Here is an 18,305-nt window from a genome sequence, read left to right on the forward strand (position 1 = left end):
TCGGAAACCGTTGCCGGGACACTTCTCACATGATGACGATCAGAGGATCAGACGGTCTTGCTCAGCGAGGAGATGATCTCGTTGAGGGTGGTCGAGGGGCGCATGGCCGCAGTGATCTTCTCTTCGTTCGGGTAGTAGTAGCCGCCCAGGTCGACCGGGCTGCCCTGAACCTCGAGGAGTTCGGCCGCGATGGTCTCTTCCTTTTCGGTCAGTGCCTTCGCGACGGGAGTGATGGCCTCGGCCAGCGCTTCGTCGGAGGTCTGCTCAGCCAGGTTCTGCGCCCAGAAGAGGGTGAGGTAGAAGTGGCTTCCGCGGTTGTCGATCTCGCCGACCTTGCGCGACGGGGACTTGTTCTCCTCGAGGAACCGGCCCGTGGCGGCGTCGAGCGTATCGGCGAGCACGCCGGCGCGTTCATTGCCGTGGACGTTGAACTCGTGGCGGAAGGACTCGGCCAGGGCGAGGAACTCACCGAGGGAGTCCCAACGCAGGTGGTTCTCCTCCACGAGCTGCTGGACGTGCTTGGGAGCCGAACCGCCGGCACCGGTCTCGAAGAGTCCGCCGCCCGCGATGAGCGGAACCACGGAGAGCATCTTCGCCGAGGTGCCCAGCTCGAGGATCGGGAACAGGTCCGTGTTGTAGTCGCGGAGCACGTTGCCGGTCACCGAGATGGTGTCCTTGCCCTCGCGGATGCGGTCGATGGAGAACTGCGTGGCCTCCACCGGGTTCATGATCCGGATGTCGAGGCCCTCGGTGTCGTGATCCTTGAGGTATTCCTCGACCTTCGCGCGGATGTTGTTGTCATGCGCCCGGGTCTCGTCGAGCCAGAACACGGCTGGAGTGTCCGACAGGCGGGCACGGGTGACGGCGAGCTTGACCCAGTCGCGGACCGGGATGTCCTTGGTCTGGCAGGCGCGCCAGATGTCACCGGTGGCGACCTCGTGGCTCATGAGCACCTCACCGGCGGAATCGACGACCTCGACGACACCGGCCTCGGCGATCTCGAAGGTCTTGTCGTGGCTGCCGTATTCCTCGGCCTTCTGCGCCATGAGACCGACGTTGGGCACGGTGCCCATGGTGCGCGGGTCGAAGGCGCCCTTGGCCTTGCAGTCCTCGATGACGGTCTGGTAGACGCCGGCGTAGGAGGAGTCGGGGATGACCGCCAGGGTGTCCTGAGTCTGGTCGTCCTTGTTCCACATCTTGCCGCCGACGCGGATCATCGCGGGCATCGAGGCGTCGACGATGACGTCGGAGGGCACGTGGAGGTTCGTGATGCCCTTGTGCGAGTTGACCATGGCCAGGTCGGGTCCGTCGGTCAGGCCCTGCTCGATTCCGGACTTGATGCCGGCCGCGGCATCGGCCGGCAGGGTGTCGAGGCCGGCGAGGATCGCGGCGAGTCCGTTGTCGGAGGTCAGCCCCGCCTCGGCGAGGACGTTGCCGTATTCGGCGAAGACGCCGGGGAAGAAGGCCTCGATGACCTTGCCGAAGAGGATCGGGTCGGAGACCTTCATCATCGTGGCCTTGAGGTGGACGGAGAAGAGGACCCCGTCGGCCTTGGCCTGGGCGATCTGCTCCTTGACGAACTCGTCGAGGGCGGCGGCGTTCATCTTCGTCGAATCGACGATCTCACCGGCCAGGACGGGCAGCGACTCCTTGAGGACCTGGGTCTCACCGGCTGCGGTGCGCAGACGGATGGTCAGGGTGTCGTCGGCGTCGATGATGACGGACTTCTCGTTGTCGCGGAAGTCCCCGGAGGCCATGGTCGCCACGCGGGTCTTCGAATCCTTGGACCATTCGCCCATCGAGTGCGGGTGAGCCTTGGCGAAGTTCTTCACGGCCTCGGGCGCACGGCGGTCGGAGTTGCCTTCGCGCAGCACCGGGTTGACGGCCGAACCCTTGACCTTGTCATACCGCGCCCGGACGTCCTTCTCTTCGTCGTTCGCAGGCTCTTCCGGGTAGTCGGGCAGGTCGTAGCCCTGTCCCTGCAGCTCGGTGATGGTGGCCTTGAGCTGCGGCACGGAAGCCGAGATGTTGGGCAGCTTGATGATGTTGGCATCGGGGGTCTGAGCCAGGGCGCCCAGTTCGGCCAGGGCGTCACCGACCTGCTGATCTTCGGGCAGGCGGTCGCTGAACTGGGCCAGCACGCGCGCGGCAAGTGAGATGTCTCGCGTCTCGACCTCGACACCGGCCGATGTGGCGAAGGCTTCGATGATCGGTTTGAGCGAGTAGGTCGCCAGAAGCGGTGCTTCATCCGTGCGCGTGTAAATGATTTTAGCCATAGTTATGGACTACTCCGCATCTTCTTGGGGTTTGTCGCCCTCCATCTTACCTTCTGGACGATTTCGGTAGTCGGTGCGGGCCGATGACGGTGCTCACACCTCATCGCGGCACCCGGTAGTCTTCTGTGTCGGCACGGACAACAGAAAGAGGACGACAGTGGCCAAACTCTACTTCCGGTACGGAGCGATGAATTCCGGCAAGTCGACCGCCCTGCTGCAGGCCGCGTTCAACTACGAGGAGCGCGGACAGCGGGTTCTGTTGGCCAAACCGGTCATCGACACGAAGGGCGCTTCTGAGATCGTGTCCCGCTTGGGCGTCACCCGCGAAGTCGACTTCCTCATCCCCGCGGGCGGAGACGTCGAGACGATCTATGCCGAACACGCAGACTACGTCGACCACGATGCTCTGCTCGAATCGATCGACGCCCCGAAGGTCCCCGTCGCCTGCCTGCTCATCGACGAAGCGCAGTTCCTCACCCCCGTTCAGGTCGATTCGCTCATGCGCATCGCAACGAACGCCTCGGTGCCGGTCATGTGCTACGGAATCCGCACCGACTTCCAGACGAAGGCCTTCCCAGGGTCTGCTCGGCTGCTCGAGATCGCCCATACCCTCGAAGAGCTCAAGACGATCTGCCGCTGCGGACGCAAGGCGATGTTCAACGGTCGCCTCGTCGACGGGGAGTTCATCTTCGCCGGAGATCAGGTCGCCATCGACGGCAATGCCGTGACCTATGAGTCGCTGTGTCCACGCTGTTATCTCGAGTTCTCCGGCGGTAGGCTGACCTCGACAGACTCCTGACCGATCCCGACGACTCAGTCCCGTCGACATCCTTTTCGCATCACTTCTCACGAGGAGCCTCCCATGCGCATCGCCGTCCGTGCCTTCAATGACAATTCCGGTTCCCCTGTCCTCGTCTTCGGCAGTGCCCTGGGCACGCGGATGACGCTGTGGTCGTCCGTGGCCGCCCGCCTGGCCGATGATTTCCAGATCTATGTCGCCGATCTGCCCGGACACACCGTTCCCGGCCCCGACACCCTCGCCGAGGCGACGCCGGCGGTGACGATCGACGAGCTGGCTTCCGGTCTGGTCGAGTCCATGGTCGCCGAAGGCGTGACGTCGTTCGCCTATTGCGGAGTGTCGATCTCCGGTGCGATCGGTCTGACGCTTGCGCGCAACCATCCCGAGGTACTGACCGGGCTCATCGCGTGTGCGACCGCAGAGAAGTTCGGGACCCCGGAATCCTGGGATGAGCGGATCGGTGAAGTGCAGGCCTCGGGCACCCGCGGTCTCGTCGACGACACTGCCGACCGGTGGTTCGCCGCGGGATTCCTCGGTGAGGACATCGCCACCGGGCACATCGTGCTCGCCGACCTTGCTCTCGTCGACGACGAGGCCTACATCGCGACCGCCTCGGCGCTGCGAACCTATGACCTGACCGGTGCGCTCACCTCGATCACGACCCCGACTCTGTTCATGGCAGGGGCTCAGGATCCCGGGTGCACCCCGGAGGCGATGGAGGCCATGGCCGGTCAGGTCGACGGCTCACGCTTCGTCACGGTTCCCGATTCCGCGCATCTGCTCATGGTCGAACACCCGGACATCGTCGTCGATCACATCCAGGAGTTCTGCGGCGGGCTCTGAGTCTGCGCGGGCGCGGGCCGTTTCGGTCCCCGGTCTCCCTGTCTGAGTCCGGCTCGAACTGGCAGACTGGAGCCATGACCGAGCTCTTCACGCCGCTGACCCTGCGCAGCATCGAGATTCCCAACCGCATCTGGCTCGCCCCGATGTGCCAATACTCCTGCGAAGCCGAGGACGGTATGCCCGGCCCGTGGCACCTCGTTCACCTCGGAGCCAGGGCGCAGGGCGGTTTCGGTCTCATCCTCACCGAGGCCTCCGCCGTCGTCCCGGAAGGACGCATCTCTCCTCAGGACGCCGGGATCTGGAACGACGAGCAGGCCGAATCGTGGTCGGCAGTCGTCGATTTCGTCCACTCCCAGGGAAGCGTCATCGGCATCCAGCTCGCTCACGCCGGCCGCAAGGCCAGCACCTATCGTCCCTTCACCGGTGAGCCGAAGGGCAGCGTCGCCGAATCTGAGGGAGGCTGGCCGACCCTCGGCGCCAGTCCCATCGCCTACCCGAAGCTCGCGGAGCCTGCGGAGATGACGAAAGACGATATCGCCGAGGTGGTCGCCGCGTTCGCGTCCGCGGCCCGCCGCTCGATCGACGCCGGGTTCGACCTCGTCGAGATCCATGCCGCGCACGGCTATCTGCTCCATTCCTTCCTGTCTCCGCTGTCGAACCAGCGTGGGGACGACTACGGAGGCGACCTCGCCGGTCGGTCTCGGCTCCTGCACGAGGTCTATGCCGCCGTGCGCGGCGAAGTCGGTGAACAGGTTCCGGTGTTCGTCCGGATCTCGGCCAGCGAATGGACAGAAGGGGGCTTCGACATCGCCGAGGCCGCCGAGGTCTCACGTGGCCTGTCCGTAGCCGGAGTCGATCTCATCGACGTCTCCTCCGGGGGCAACTGCCCGGTGCGGATCCCCATCGGTCCCGGATATCAGGTGTCGCTGGCCGCCGCCATCCGCGCCGAAGGAGTGCCGACCGGGGCAGTCGGCCTCATCACCGACCCGAAGCAGGCAGAGACCATCCTGAGCACCGGCCAGGCCGATGCGATCTTCATGGCCCGTGCCGCTCTGCGCGAACCGTCGTGGCCGCAGCGCGCCGCCCATGTCCTCGGCGTCGATCCCGGTCCCTATCCGCCGCAGTACACCCGCGGAGCGTGGTGACCCACCGCTGATCCCTGCGGGTGCCTCAGCGCCCGAACCGTCCGCACTGCCGATACCGAACCGTTTGCACCATCAGCACCGAAACGTTTGCAGAGACAAGACACAGAGGAGCAGGCAAATGAACACCATCGACACCGAGCACGTCGTCATCCGATCCATCGCGGTCTCCGAGATGGCGAACAACGTGTACCTGCTGACGGCCAGAGAAACCGGCTCTCAGGTGCTCATCGACGCCGCCGATGATGCGGACGCGATCACGGAACTCATCGGTTCCGGTGCCCAGGACACCGAGGCGGAACCGACGCTGCGGGCGATCATCACCACTCATCAGCATTGGGATCATATCCGGGCTCTGCCGGCCGCCTCGGCGAAGTTTCCCGAGGCGATGACCATCGCCGGAGCCGCAGACGCGGCCGCCATCACCGAGGCGGAAGGCGTGGAGATCGCGCATTCGGTCGACCACCTCGACGTCGGGGACTTCGGCGGATTCGTCCTCCAGGCGATCAGCCTGCGCGGACACACTCCCGGTTCGATCGCTCTGCTGCTGCGCGACGGGGGCAAGACGATCCTGTTCTCCGGTGATTCGCTGTTCCCGGGAGGCCCCGGCAAGACCTGGTCGAGCGAAGACTTCTCCTCGCTCATGGACGATCTCGACGAGCGCGTGTTCGGTGAACTTCCCGATGACACGCTCGTGCTGCCGGGGCATGGGGATTCGACGACTCTGGGTCAGGAGCGCCCGAAGCTGGGGGAGTGGCGCGAACGGGGCTGGTGATCAGCTGGGCAGTGCGGCCAATCCCACCAGTGCCCAGGCCACGGCGACGACGCCTGCGGCGATGATGCCGAGGTTCCATCGCCTGTCGATCGTGCGCTTCCCGCCGGGGTTGGCCAGTTCCTCGTCGCTGAGGCCTGCGCAGCGGTCGAGCACGGTATCGACAGCGGGGCTCGGGTCCTCGACGAGTCGACGCATGCCGTGCTCGTCCTTCTCCCATTTCTTGCCTTTGCCCGCCAGCGGCCACGACGAGAACGTCTTCTCATGCGTGCGTACGCTCAGCCCGAAGTGCGTCTCGAAGCCGTCGACGTGGTTCCACGGGATCGTCACAGTCTGCAGCGGATTCACCAGCACGAGCTGGTGTCGGTGCAGCTCCACCCGCGGAAATCGGTAGAAGACATAGACCAAGGTTCCGACCGCCGAGGGGATGCCGGCGGCGGCGAGTCCGCGCAGGGTGAAATCGCCGATGACGATCGAGATCACCCCGAGCGCACAGAGACCGGCGACGGTGAAGAACAGGACGGTCGAGCTCGTCGTCCGCACGATCGTCGGTTCGGTCTGATTGCGATCTATCTCACTGCTAGCCACCTGATCATCCTATCCATTGAGACTGGGCAAAACTTGTCTGTTCTATTGGTCTCGAAACGGTAACGATTCGGAAATTTGCTCAATATGTGGACTCCGTCACAGTCGCCGGTGAATTAACTTTGATGCAATCCATGTGAAAAGCATGAACGCGATCACAATCGGGGCGGCACCGCCTGCCCGGATTCAGTGATCGGAATGCACCCCGGCCTTGGGGTGCACGTACGAGGGTGACTCGCCCTAAGACAACAAGGAGAGAACGTGAACAAGCGCTTCCTCGCGGCCGGCGCCTCCGTGGCTGCCGCTGCAATGGTGCTCACCGCCTGCACACCCCCTGGCGGCGGCGATGACGAAGAGGCATCGAAGGACACCGCAGTCAACATCGGATGGAACGAATCCTTCCGGTCGATGAACACTCTGACCGCCAACGGCAACGCGACGTCGAACGCCATTCTCACCTACATGATGAATGACAACTTCGGCTACTACGACGACAAGCTCGAGGTGCAGGAAGGCTCTCTCGGCAAGATCGAAAAGGTCTCCGACGATCCGCTCAAGGTCAAGTACACCTTCAACGACGATGCCAAGTGGTCGGACGGAACCCCCGTCGATGCCGCTGACCTCGCGCTGACCTGGGCCGGCACCTCGGCGAACTTCAACACCGTCGAGTCGAACAACAACGACGACGGTTCGGTGAAGAAGAACGACGGAAAGACCGTCTACTTCGACTCGTCGACCGCAGGTTCGGCCTTGGTCAAGAAGTTCCCGGAGATCTCCGAGGACGGCAAGGAGATCACCCTCGAGTACTCGAAGCCGTACGCGGACTGGCAGACGGAGTTCGGCACCGGCGCCGACGGCGTCGGCGTTCCCGCACACATCGTGGCGAAGAAGGCTCTGGGCGTCGACGACCCCCAGAAGGGCAAGGACGCGATCCTCAAGGCCATCAAGGACAAGGACACTGCCGCCCTGTCGAAGATCTCGAACATGTGGAACACCGGGTTCGACTTCACCTCGATGCCGAAGGACGAGGACCTGCTGGTCCACAACGGCCCGTACAAGATGACGAAGTTCGAAGAGGGCCAGTACGTGACCCTCGAACTCGACGACAAGTACACCGGTCCCATCAAGCCGAAGGTCAAGACCGTCACGGTCCGCTACAACGGCGACCCGATGGCCATGATCCAGGCGATCGAGAACGGCGAGGTCGACATGACCCAGCCGCAGGCGACCGCCGACGTCCTCTCCGCCGCCGAAGACATCGAAGGCGTCAACGTCGATGCGGCCGATGGTGCGACCTACGAGCACGTCGACTTCACCTTCGACAACAAGGGTCCGTTCGATCCCGCTGCCAACGGCGGCGACGAAGAGAAGGCGAAGAAGGTCCGTCAGGCGTTCCTCAAGGCTCTGCCCCGCGAGGACATCGTCGAGAAGATCATCAAGCCGCTCAACGACAAGGCAACCACCCGCGATTCGTACTCGCAGGTGCCCGGTTCGCCGATGTACGACGCGATCACGAAGGTCAACGGCGTCGCCGACGCCGCTGACGGTGATGTCGCGGCCGCGAAGAAGCTGCTCAAGGAAGCCGGAGTGGACGCCCCGACCGTGCGCGTCATGTACGACAACACGAACTCGCGTCGTCAGCAGGAGTTCCAGCTGATCAAGGAGTCGGCCGAAAAGGCCGGTTTCAAGATCAAGGACGTCGGCGACGTCAACTGGGGCACCCGCCTCGGCGACGGCACCTACGACGTCTCGCTGTTCGGCTGGCAGTCCGAGGGCACCGGTGTGACCGAGAACGATGCGAACTTCCGCACCGGCGCTCAGAACAACTACGGCGGCTACTCGAACGAGAAGATGGACAAGATCCTCGACAAGCTGCTCGTGTCCAAGGAGGACCAGCAGCAGGATCTGCTCATCCAGATGGAGAAGCAGCTGACCGAGGACGCCTTCGGCGCGCCGATCTTCCAGTTCCCCGAACTGACGATCTATCGCGACAGCGTCAAGAACGTGAAGTCGACCGCCGTGTCGCCGACGATGTTCTGGAACTACTGGGAGTGGGAAGTGAACTGATCAGCGTCTGACGCGATCGGTTCTTCTCCACCCAAGCCTTCTGTGGGGATCACTGTGTGGTCCCCACAGCGGCGTTTTCGGAAGATTGAAACGGAACCCCCATTATGATCAGATTCATCCTTCGACGATTGCTGTCGACGGCACTTGTGCTCCTCGTCGTCACCTTCGTCCTCTACCTGCTGCTCAACGTCGCCCTGGACTTCTTCTGGGACCTGCGCGCGAGCACCTCCCCGAACATCGAAGCTCTCTACGAGTCGCGTCGACGGCTCCTTGATCTCGACACTCCCGCAGTCGTCCGCTACTTCAAGTGGCTGGCAGGCGTCGGCGGATGCGCCATCGGCCAATGTGATTTCGGCATCGCCTGGAAGTCCGGCCAAGAGGTCACCGATCAGCTGCAGGGCGCGATCATCAACACGATCAAGCTCATCACCGCTTCGACGATCGTGGCCATCATCCTCGGCATCGCCGTCGGCATGATCTCAGCCATCCGCCAATACTCGGGCTTCGACTACTTCATCACCTTCGTCTCGTTCCTTCTCTACTCGCTTCCCGTGTTCTGGGTGGCGGTGCTGCTCAAGCAGTACGGAGCGATCGACATCAACAACTTCATCAATGATCCGACATTGGATTCCTGGTGGCCGATCATCATCTTCTGCGTGGCCATGGGCCTGTTCTGGATGGGTGCGCTGGGCGGCGGCGCGAAACGGCGCGTCATCACCTTCGGTGCCGCCGCGCTGATCACCTTCGCGACGATCTACTACATCCTCGCCAGCGGTTGGATGCAGCACCCGAGCATCGGAGTCGTCGGCGTCATCGTCATCGGCCTCGGAGCCGCCGTCGTCATGACCTATCTGTCGACGGGACTGAAGAACAGAAGAGTCCTCTACGCCTCGCTGAGCATCGCCGTCATCGGCGCCCTGCTCTACATGCCTCTGCAGTACCTCTTCTACTACGTCGAGATGAACTGGCTGTGGATGTTCGGCCTGCTCATCGTCGCGATCGCCGTGGCCATCGGCGTCGGCCTCGCCTTCCGCGGGCCCGACCCCTGGGACACCGCTCGCACGACCAGCTTCACCGCAGTCATCGTGGCCGTCCTCATCTTCGCCGACCGCGTGCTCCAGGGCTGGCAGGAGTATTCCGACGATCCGGCGATCAACAATCGTCCGATTGCGACGATCGGAGCGTCGGCACCGAACATCGACGGGGACTTCTGGATCACGAACCTCGATTCGTTCACCCACCTGCTGCTGCCCTCGATCGCCCTGGTTCTCATCTCCTTCGCCTCGTACACCCGTTATACGCGTGGTTCGATGCTCGAGGTGATGGGGCAGGACTACATCCGCACAGCACGTGCCAAGGGTCTCAATGAACGCACGGTGATCATGCGCCATGCGATGCGCAATGCGCTGCTGCCGCTGGCGTCGATCGTCCCCGTCGACATCATCACGATGATCGGCGGCGCCGTGATCACGGAGACGATCTTCGGCTGGAACGGCATGGGCAAGCTCTTCATCGACTCGATGCGCAACGCCGAGCTCGATCCGGTCATGGCATACATCCTGATCACGGGGCTGCTCGCCATCATCGCCAACCTGGTCGCGGACTTCCTCTACGCCGTCCTCGACCCGAGAATCCGAGTGAATGCATGAGTACCAACAACGACAATCAGAAGGCTCTCGCTCTCGACGAAGTCGGGGACAACGCGATCGAGTCGAAGGAAACCGAAGGTCTGTCGCAGGGCAAGATCGTCCTGCGCAAGTTCCTCCGGCACAAGGGCGCGATGATCTCCATCGTCGTCCTCGTCCTCGTGGCGATCTTCGCCTTCAGCGCCCAGGGCTTCGGCGTTGTGCCCGGCTGGTGGAAGTTCAGCCACACTGCGTCGGGACCCGTCCTCAACCCCGGCGGCGCACCGACCTGGTCGTTCTCGAACCTCTTCTCGCTGGGTGACCATCCCTTCGGGCAGGACGAGATCGGCCGCGACAACTTCGCCCGGGTGATGAAGGGGACGCAGATCTCCCTCATCGTCATGTTCATCATCGGCATCGTGTGCCTGATCATCGGCACGATCGTCGGCGCCGTGGCAGGCTACTACCGCGGTTGGGTCGACTCGGTTCTGATGCGCATCACCGACGGCTTCATCATCCTGCCGGTCATCGTCGTCGGTTCGATCCTCGGCGTCCTCGTCGGCGGAGCAAGCGGCCCGCTGCTCGGTGTGGCGCTGGGCTGCATCCTCTGGGTCGGCCTCGCACGTCTCGTCCGCGGTGACTTCATGTCCCTGCGCGAACGCGAATTCGTCGATTCGGCGCGCGTCGCCGGGGCGAGTGACTTCCGGATCATGTTCAAGCACATGCTGCCCAACGCCATGGGCGTCATCATCGTCAACACCACGCTGATCATGAGCCAGGCCATCGTGCTCGAGGCGTCGCTGAGCTACCTCGGCTTCGGCATCAAACCGCCCGGCATCTCGTTGGGTCAGCTCATCAGCGAATACCAGACGTCGTTCGCCACCCGTCCGTGGCTGTTCTGGTGGCCCGGCCTGTTCATCATCGTCATCGCACTGTGCGTGAACTTCATCGGCGACGGTCTGCGTGACGCCTTCGACCCGCGGATGAAGACCATCCCGAGCTGGAGGAAGATGAAGAAGGCCGAGCGCATGGCGCAGAAAGGGGCGAAGTGATGACTGAACAGTCCACACCTTCGACCACCGAATCCGCAAAGGGAACGCCGATCCTCGAGGTCAAAGACCTCGGCGTGAAGTTCTGGGTCAGCGATGAATGGTGGATGGCCGCCGAACATCTGAACTACACCGTCAACGCCGGTGAGGTGCTGGCCATCGTCGGTGAGTCGGGATCCGGAAAGTCACAGTCGAGCATGTCTCTGCTCGGCCTGCTGCCGTCCAATGGTCGAGCCTCCGGTTCGGCCGTACTCAACGGCCGCGAGCTCATCGGCATGCCGCCTGAGAAGATGCAGCACGTCCGCGGCAATGACATCTCGGTGATCTTCCAGGAGCCGATGACAGCGCTCAATCCGGTCTACACCGCCGGCTATCAGATCGTCGAGACGCTGCGAGTCCACCTCGACATCGGACCTCGCGAGGCCAAGGAACGGGCCCTCGAGCTCATGCGCCTCGTCGAGATCCCGGACCCGGAGGATCGATTCCACTCGTTCCCGCACCAGCTCTCCGGCGGTCAGCGTCAGCGCATCATGATCGCGCAGGCCCTGGCGTGTCAGCCGAAGCTGCTCATCGCAGACGAGCCGACCACGGCTCTCGACGTCACGGTGCAGGCTGAGATCCTCAAGCTCATGCGTGAGCTGAAGTCGAAGCTCGACGCGGGAATCATCCTCATCACCCACGATATGGGCGTCGTAGCCGATATGGCCGATGCCATCATCGTCATGCGCGCCGGCAAGGTCGTCGAGGCGGGCACTGCGGAGGACATCTTCTACAAAGCGCAGCACCCGTACACGAAGCAGCTGCTCGAAGCGGTGCCCCACCTCGGTGCGGGAACCGAAGGCGAAGCGTTCGGCGCAAGCATCAGCGACGTCGAATCGTCATTGAGCGATATCAGCTCCGATCAGGCCGATCACGCTGCGGATCCGGTCGGACAGCCCGACTCCGGACTCGGCGGTGACGGTCTCACCGAGGCGGGCAGCGCGGACATGGCAGTGGCCGAGGCACGTGCCGAGGCCACAGAGACCACGCGACCCGACATCGAGATGGATTCGACGGAGACGTACTACCATCCCGGTTCGCAGGCCGACTTCTCGAAGCCATCGGCGCTGCAGCTGCGCGACGCCGCGATCGAGTATCCCGCTTCGGGTCGGAAGAAGGCCTTCCGCGCCGCTCACCACATCAACCTCATGATCGCTCCCGGAGAAGTCGTGGGTCTGGTCGGTGAGTCCGGTTCGGGCAAGACCACGATCGGCCGTGCCGCTCTCGGCCTGCTGCCCACCGTCGAAGGCGATATGGTCGTCAACGGCAAGAGCATCAAGGGCCTGAGCAATAAGCAGATGCGTCCTCTGCGCAAAGAGGTCGGAATCGTGTTCCAGGATCCGGGGTCGTCGCTCAACCCGCGCCTGCCCGTCGGTGAGTCGATCGGCGAGCCCCTGTATCTCCACGAGGGGATGAAGGGTCCGAAGCTCAGTCGTCGAGTCGAGGAGCTGCTGACCGCGGTCGAGCTGCCGACGTCGATGCGCAACCGGTACCCGCACGAACTCTCCGGCGGTCAGCGCCAGCGCATCGGCATCGCTCGGGCGCTGACGCTGCGTCCGAAGCTGCTCATCGCCGATGAGCCCACCTCGGCACTCGACGTGTCCGTGCAGGCGAAGGTGCTCGACCTGTTCGAGGGGCTGCAGCAGGAGTACGGCTTCGCATGCCTGTTCATCAGCCACGACCTGGCTGTGGTCGAGCGGATCGCCGAACGCATCGCGGTGATGCGGCACGGCTACCTCGTCGAGATCGGCAGGTCCTCGCAGGTCGTGTCGAATCCGGTTCACCCGTACACCCAGCGGCTGCTGTCCGCGGTTCCGGTGCCGGATCCGAAGGAGCAGCGCAAGCGCCGTGAGGCCCGCGACGCGGTCCTCGAAGCCACGATGAACGCCTGAGTTCACTCGCCCTTACGGCCACCTGCACGCGAGAGTGTGCGGGTGGCCGTATAATTGTCTGTTGGGTCCGGGCTGGACCGATCTCTCTATCTCAAAAGGTTCTTGATGACTGAAGCCATCACACGACGGGAAAACCGCCGCAACGTAGCAATCGTCGCTCACGTCGACCACGGCAAGACCACGCTGGTCGATGCCATGCTCCGGCAGACCGGTGTGTTCAGCGAACACGGCGACTTCGCCGAACGCGTCATGGACTCAGGCGATCTCGAACGCGAGAAGGGCATCACCATCCTCGCGAAGAACACCTCGGTCCTCTACAACGGACCGTCGGCCGGCGACGACCCCATCGTCATCAACGTCATCGACACCCCCGGCCACGCCGACTTCGGCGGCGAGGTCGAACGCGGACTGTCCATGGTCGACGGAGTCGTCCTCCTCGTCGACGCCTCCGAAGGTCCGCTGCCGCAGACGCGCTTCGTGCTGCGCAAGGCCCTGGCCGCGAAGCTGCCGGTGATCCTGCTCATCAACAAGACCGACCGTGCCGATGCCCGCATCGACGGAGTCGTCGAGGAAGCTCAGGACCTCCTCCTGGGTCTGGCCTCCGATCTCGCCGATGAGGTCCCCGACCTCGACGTCGACGCCGTCCTCGACGTCCCCGTCGTCTACGCCGCCGCGAAGGCAGGTGCCGCCTCCCTCGAACAGCCCGCCGACGGAGAGGTCCCGGACAACCCTGACCTCGAACCGCTGTTCAAGACGATCCTCGAGACGATCCCGGCACCGGAGATCAACTCCGACGGAATCCTCCAGGCCCATGTCACCAACCTCGACGCCTCGCCGTTCCTCGGCCGTCTGGCACTGCTGCGCATCTTCGGCGGCACGCTGAAGAAGGGCCAGCAGGTCGCCTGGGCCCGCGGCGACGACATCAGCTCGGTGAAGATCACCGAACTGCTCGAGACCCAGGGTCTCGATCGTGTTCCGGCTACCGAGGCCTCGGCCGGTGACATCGTCGCCGTCGCCGGCATCCCGGACATCATGATCGGTGACACGCTCACCGATATGAACAACCCGAAGCCGCTGCCGGCGATCATCATCGACGATCCGGCGATCTCGATGACCGTGGGCATCAACACCTCGCCGCTGGCCGGCCGTGAGAAGGGCACCAAGGTCACCGCCCGCATGGTCAAGGACCGCCTCGACCAGGAACTCGTCGGCAACGTCTCGCTCAAGGTCGTCCCGACCGAGCGCCCCGACGCATGGGAGGTGCAGGGCCGCGGCGAGCTGGCACTGGCCATCCTCGTCGAGCAGATGCGCCGTGAGGGCTTCGAGCTCACCGTCGGCAAGCCGCAGGTCGTGACCAAGCAGGTCGACGGCAAGCTCCATGAGCCCTTCGAAGACGTCACGATCGACGTTCCGGAGGACTACCTCGGCGCCGTCACGCAGCTGTTCGCCGCCCGCAAGGGCGTCATGGCGACGATGACGAACCACGGCACCGGCTGGGTGCGCATGGAATTCAAGGTCCCCGCCCGCGGTCTCATCGGGTTCCGCACCCGGTTCCTCACCGAGACCCGCGGCACCGGCATCGTGAACACGATCTCGGCAGGCTACGGTCCCTGGGCCGGCAACATCGAGTTCCGCATCAACGGTTCGCTCGTGGCCGACCGCCCCGGCGTCGTCACCCCGTATGCGATGATCAACCTGCAGGATCGCGGCACCTTCTTCGTCGAACCCACCTCCGAGGTGTATGAGGGACAGATCGTCGGCGAGAACTCGCGTGCCGACGATATGGACGTCAACATCACGAAGGAGAAGAAGCTGACGAACATGCGCTCGGCATCGGCGGACAGCTTCGAGAACCTCACCCCGCCGCGCAGGCTCACCCTGGAGGAGAGCCTCGAATTCGCCCGCGAGGACGAATGCGTCGAGGTCACCCCGGGCGCGATCCGCATCCGCAAGGTCGAACTCGATCAGAAGGAACGCGCGAAGCTCTACGCCAAGCTGCGCCGCCAGAACGCCTGATCCCTCCCACCGTATGAGCACCCAGGAACAGATGACCATCACCCCACGCGTCCTCTTCGTGCACGCTCATCCCGACGATGAGACGATCACGACGGGCGGCACGATCGCGGCATTGGTCTCCGAGGGTGCCGAGGTGACCGTCCTCACCGCCACGCGCGGTGAGGGCGGCGAGGTCATCCCGGCCGAACTGCGGCACCTCGAAGGTGATCGCGCGGGCCTAGCGAAGGTGCGCGAACAGGAGATCGCCGAGGCGATGCGTGCCCTCGGAGTGAGGATGCACGCCTTCCTCGGCGGAACCACCCGCACCTTCGAAGACTCGGGGATGGAATGGGGACCTGACGGGCATGCCCGGCCGGCCTCCTCGATGCCCGACGATGCGCTGTGCGCGGCGGACATCACGACTGCTGGCCGCCACATCGCTGCAGTCATCGATGCCGTGACACCGCACGCAGTCATCACCTACGCCGCGAACGGCGGCTACGGCCACCCCGACCACGTCCGGGTGCATGAGGCGACGAAGGCTGCGATCGACCTCGCCGAGTGGCGGACCGGTCGACTGCTCTGCGTCGACACCCCCACCGAGGTGGCCCGCCGAAACTTCGACCCCACCCAGGACGGATTCTCGGCCACCGGATTCGCCGCCGCCGAGACGATCCCAGCCAAACCTCCTGTCGGCCGGATCGTCGTCGATCAGGACGTGAGCTCCGTTCTCGCAGCGAAGCGATCCGCCCTGGAGGCCCACCGCACCCAGGTCAGCGTCTCCGGCAGGTTCTTCGCCCTGTCGAACGGCGTCGGTCAGGCCATCGGCGATCACGAATACTTCTCCATCGGAGCCGGAGCCGACATTCCTGCCGAGGCGCTGCGGGAGGGGCCGGCCCCGCACGTGCTCACCGGCCTCGATCTCTCAGCCGTCGAAGCTCAGGAGCAGGCCGCAGGCGCTGCTCCGCTGCGTCGTCGCCGCGAACCGAAGAAGCCCGGCATCTTCGCCTACCTGCATGCCGCGGTGCTCGCCGTGCTCATCGCCTTCCTCGGCGCCATGCAGCACCTCAACGCCACGGTGGTCAACCTCGGCGATGTTCCGCTCATCCTGCCCTGGGGACTCGTACTGTCTCTGCTGTTGGCGGCGGCGGGCCTGTGGCATCTGAAGACGATGTATCGCAGCAGCGGTCCGATGCTCGTGGCCGCCATCGTCATCGCGGTGCTCACCTACGTGCTCGCACAGACGAACTGGCTGCCTGGTGCGGACATGATCGTCACCGGGATGCTGCGTTCCGTCGCGTGGCTGCTGGGCCCGATGCTGTTGGCCGCAGTGTTCTCGTTCATCAGCGTGTACGGACGGAAAGGGACTCGCTAGACTCGTTCGCACACAGCCGAACCAGTCGTCTTCGACACTCTCGGGAGAATGATGCCGACTCAGACACTATCCGACGGAAACTCGTACCCCAGCCGGCGCAACCCGGCCGGTGACGACGAACCGAAGAAGAAGATCTGGCCCTTCGTCGTCCTCCTCATCGTCATCGTGCTCGCGGCAATCTATATTGCTCTCGGATTCTTCAGCGGACGAGTGCTGGGGGCCGGCACCACCGTCGCCGGCATCGACATCGGCGGCAAGAGCGCCACCGAGGCGGAGAACACCCTGCGCAACGATCTGCGGGAGCCCGCGGAGAAGACCATTGTTCTCCAAGCCGGCGAATCGACCGCAAAACTCGATCCGTCCAAGGCCGGCATCACCTTCGACGCCGAGGCGACCGTCGACCGCGTCACCGGATTCTCCCTCGACCCCACCGTCATCTGGCATCGACTCTTCGGCAAAGACGATGTCGCCCCGGTCATCGAGGTCGATGAGAAGAAGTTCGACTCCGCCACCGCGAAGGTCACAGAATCCCTGGCCGTCGAACCGACGAACGCCGAACTGAGCTTCGAGAAGACCGCTCCGAAGGTCAAAGACGGCGCAGACGGACAGTCCGTCGACGCCGAACAGGTGCGCACAGCCATCGACAAGCACTGGCTGCGCCACGACGATGCTCTGCCCGTGAAGCCAAGCGCAGTCGAACCGGATATCACCACGGCCGAGGCGAAGGAGACGGCCGACGGCTTCGCCACCGATGCGGTGAGCGGAGACGTGACGATCACCGCGAAGCCCGGCAAGGACGCTGATTCGTCCGTGAAGGGCGGAGAGCTCAGCGTCTCCCCGAAGATCATCGCGAAGACGCTGACGTTCAAGGCCGAGGACTCCAAACTCGTGCCGGTCTTCGACCAGGACGCACTCCAGGAGTCGGTGCTGGCTGCGAACAAGGACATCGGGAAACCTGCGAAGGACGCGAGCTTCACCATCAAGGACGGAAAGCCTGAGGTCGTGCCCGCCGAAAACGGCATCGGAATCAAGGCGAAGGAACTGAGCACCGCCGTCACCGATGTGATCGAGGGCAAGGACGACAAGCCCACCGTGACTCTGGCCTCGGTGAAACCGGACTTCACGACGAAGGAGGCGGAGAAGGCCGATGTGTCCTCGACCGTTTCGCATTTCTCCACCGGATACAACTCCGAACCCAACCGCGACAACAATCTGCGGGTGGCCTCGAAGAAGGTCTCCGGCACCGTGCTGCAGCCCGGTGAGCAGTTCTCCCTCAACGAGGCCCTGGGTCAGCGCACCGCAGCGAACGGGTACAAACCGGCCGGTGTGATCTCGGACGGGCAGATGAAGGAAGACTTCGGCGGGGGAGTCTCGCAGGTGTCGACGACTCTGTTCAACGCTGCATTCTTCGCCGGATTCGACCTCGACGAGCATCAGGCGCATTCGCGCTATATCTCTCGCTATCCCGAAGGCCGTGAGACGACGCTCGACTGGTCCTCGATCGACCTGAAGTTCACGAACACCACGAAGTCACCGGTCGTCCTCGACATGTACCTCAAGGGCGGGGAAGTCCACGCGAAGGTCTTCGGCGTCAAGAAGTACGACGTCTCCGCCGACGCCTCCGACCGTTTCAATCACACCTCGCCGGGAACCGTCACCGAGAGCGGATCGTCATGCACCCCGCAGGCACCCAAGGGCGGTTGGTCGATCAAGATCACTCGCACCCTCAAGGACGTCAGCACCGGGCGAACGACGAAGGATGACTTCACCACCGTCTACCGGCCGGTGAACAAGGTCGAGTGCAAGGGCTGAACTCAGCGCTGTTCGGCGCTCAGCCCTGTTCTGC

At 63.9% G+C, this 18,305-nt stretch carries 13 protein-coding genes; 11 read left to right on the forward strand and 2 right to left on the reverse strand.

Translation table 11 applies throughout. From position 1 onward, the window contains the following. Positions 1 to 47: 47 nt before the first annotated feature. The gene (locus tag L1F31_RS07945) at positions 48 to 2,276 is read right to left on the reverse strand and encodes an NADP-dependent isocitrate dehydrogenase (protein ID WP_265420105.1); all 2,229 of its coding nucleotides are present in this window, start codon (positions 2,274 to 2,276) and stop codon (positions 48 to 50) included. 157 nt (positions 2,277 to 2,433) lie between these two features. Here L1F31_RS07945 and L1F31_RS07950 point away from each other — a divergent pair, with 157 nt between their 5' ends. The 4 genes from L1F31_RS07950 to L1F31_RS07965 all read left to right on the forward strand — a co-directional run bounded on the left by L1F31_RS07950 (position 2,434) and on the right by L1F31_RS07965 (position 5,835). Continuing rightward, the gene (locus L1F31_RS07950; protein WP_265420106.1) at positions 2,434 to 3,075 is read left to right on the forward strand and encodes a thymidine kinase; all 642 of its coding nucleotides are present in this window, start codon (positions 2,434 to 2,436) and stop codon (positions 3,073 to 3,075) included. Positions 3,076 to 3,138: 63 nt separating this feature from the next. Then, entirely contained in the window at positions 3,139 to 3,918 is a 780-nt protein-coding gene (locus tag L1F31_RS07955) for an alpha/beta fold hydrolase (protein ID WP_265420107.1), read from the forward strand. A gap of 74 nt (positions 3,919 to 3,992) precedes the next feature. Further along, positions 3,993 to 5,063, forward strand: coding sequence for an NADH:flavin oxidoreductase/NADH oxidase (locus tag L1F31_RS07960; RefSeq protein WP_265420108.1), 1,071 nt, complete (start codon positions 3,993 to 3,995; stop codon positions 5,061 to 5,063). 118 nt (positions 5,064 to 5,181) lie between these two features. Further along, positions 5,182 to 5,835 (forward strand): MBL fold metallo-hydrolase, encoded by a 654-nt coding sequence (locus L1F31_RS07965; RefSeq protein WP_265420109.1) that lies wholly within the window; start codon positions 5,182 to 5,184, stop codon positions 5,833 to 5,835. Here the strand turns inward: L1F31_RS07965 and L1F31_RS07970 are convergent, their stop codons facing one another. Further along, positions 5,836 to 6,420 (reverse strand): hypothetical protein, encoded by a 585-nt coding sequence (locus L1F31_RS07970; protein WP_265420110.1) that lies wholly within the window; start codon positions 6,418 to 6,420, stop codon positions 5,836 to 5,838. Positions 6,421 to 6,678: 258 nt separating this feature from the next. On the opposite strand from L1F31_RS07970, the gene L1F31_RS07975 reads away from it, so the two are divergent. From L1F31_RS07975 to L1F31_RS08005, 7 genes are all read left to right on the forward strand, one after another. Next, a complete protein-coding gene (locus L1F31_RS07975) occupies positions 6,679 to 8,484 on the forward strand; it encodes an ABC transporter family substrate-binding protein (protein ID WP_265420111.1) in 1,806 nt (601 codons plus the stop codon). 104 nt (positions 8,485 to 8,588) lie between these two features. Further along, on the forward strand, positions 8,589 to 10,133 hold the full coding sequence (locus tag L1F31_RS07980) for an ABC transporter permease (RefSeq protein ID WP_265420112.1): 1,545 nt from the start codon (positions 8,589 to 8,591) through the stop codon (positions 10,131 to 10,133). Further along, on the forward strand, positions 10,130 to 11,161 hold the full coding sequence (locus L1F31_RS07985; protein WP_265420113.1) for an ABC transporter permease: 1,032 nt from the start codon (positions 10,130 to 10,132) through the stop codon (positions 11,159 to 11,161). Before L1F31_RS07980 ends, L1F31_RS07985 begins: the two co-directional genes overlap by 4 nt. Continuing rightward, entirely contained in the window at positions 11,161 to 13,089 is a 1,929-nt protein-coding gene (locus L1F31_RS07990) for an ABC transporter ATP-binding protein (protein WP_265420114.1), read from the forward strand. The genes L1F31_RS07985 and L1F31_RS07990 overlap by 1 nt, the downstream gene beginning before the upstream one ends. 105 nt (positions 13,090 to 13,194) lie before the next feature. After that, positions 13,195 to 15,105: a translational GTPase TypA gene (gene typA, locus L1F31_RS07995; RefSeq protein ID WP_265420115.1), complete on the forward strand. Its 1,911-nt coding sequence runs from the start codon at positions 13,195 to 13,197 to the stop codon at positions 15,103 to 15,105. 31 nt (positions 15,106 to 15,136) lie between these two features. Further along, positions 15,137 to 16,459 carry a PIG-L family deacetylase gene (locus L1F31_RS08000; RefSeq protein ID WP_265420116.1) on the forward strand — a complete coding sequence of 441 codons (1,323 nt, stop codon included), beginning with the start codon at positions 15,137 to 15,139 and terminating at the stop codon, positions 16,457 to 16,459. A gap of 48 nt (positions 16,460 to 16,507) precedes the next feature. Next, a complete protein-coding gene (locus L1F31_RS08005) occupies positions 16,508 to 18,271 on the forward strand; it encodes a VanW family protein (protein WP_265420117.1) in 1,764 nt (587 codons plus the stop codon). The last annotated feature ends 34 nt before the right edge of the window (positions 18,272 to 18,305 follow it).

Origin of the sequence: Brevibacterium spongiae (assembly GCF_026168515.1) — a bacterium.
Taxonomy (GTDB): Bacteria; Actinomycetota; Actinomycetes; order Actinomycetales; family Brevibacteriaceae; genus Brevibacterium; species Brevibacterium spongiae.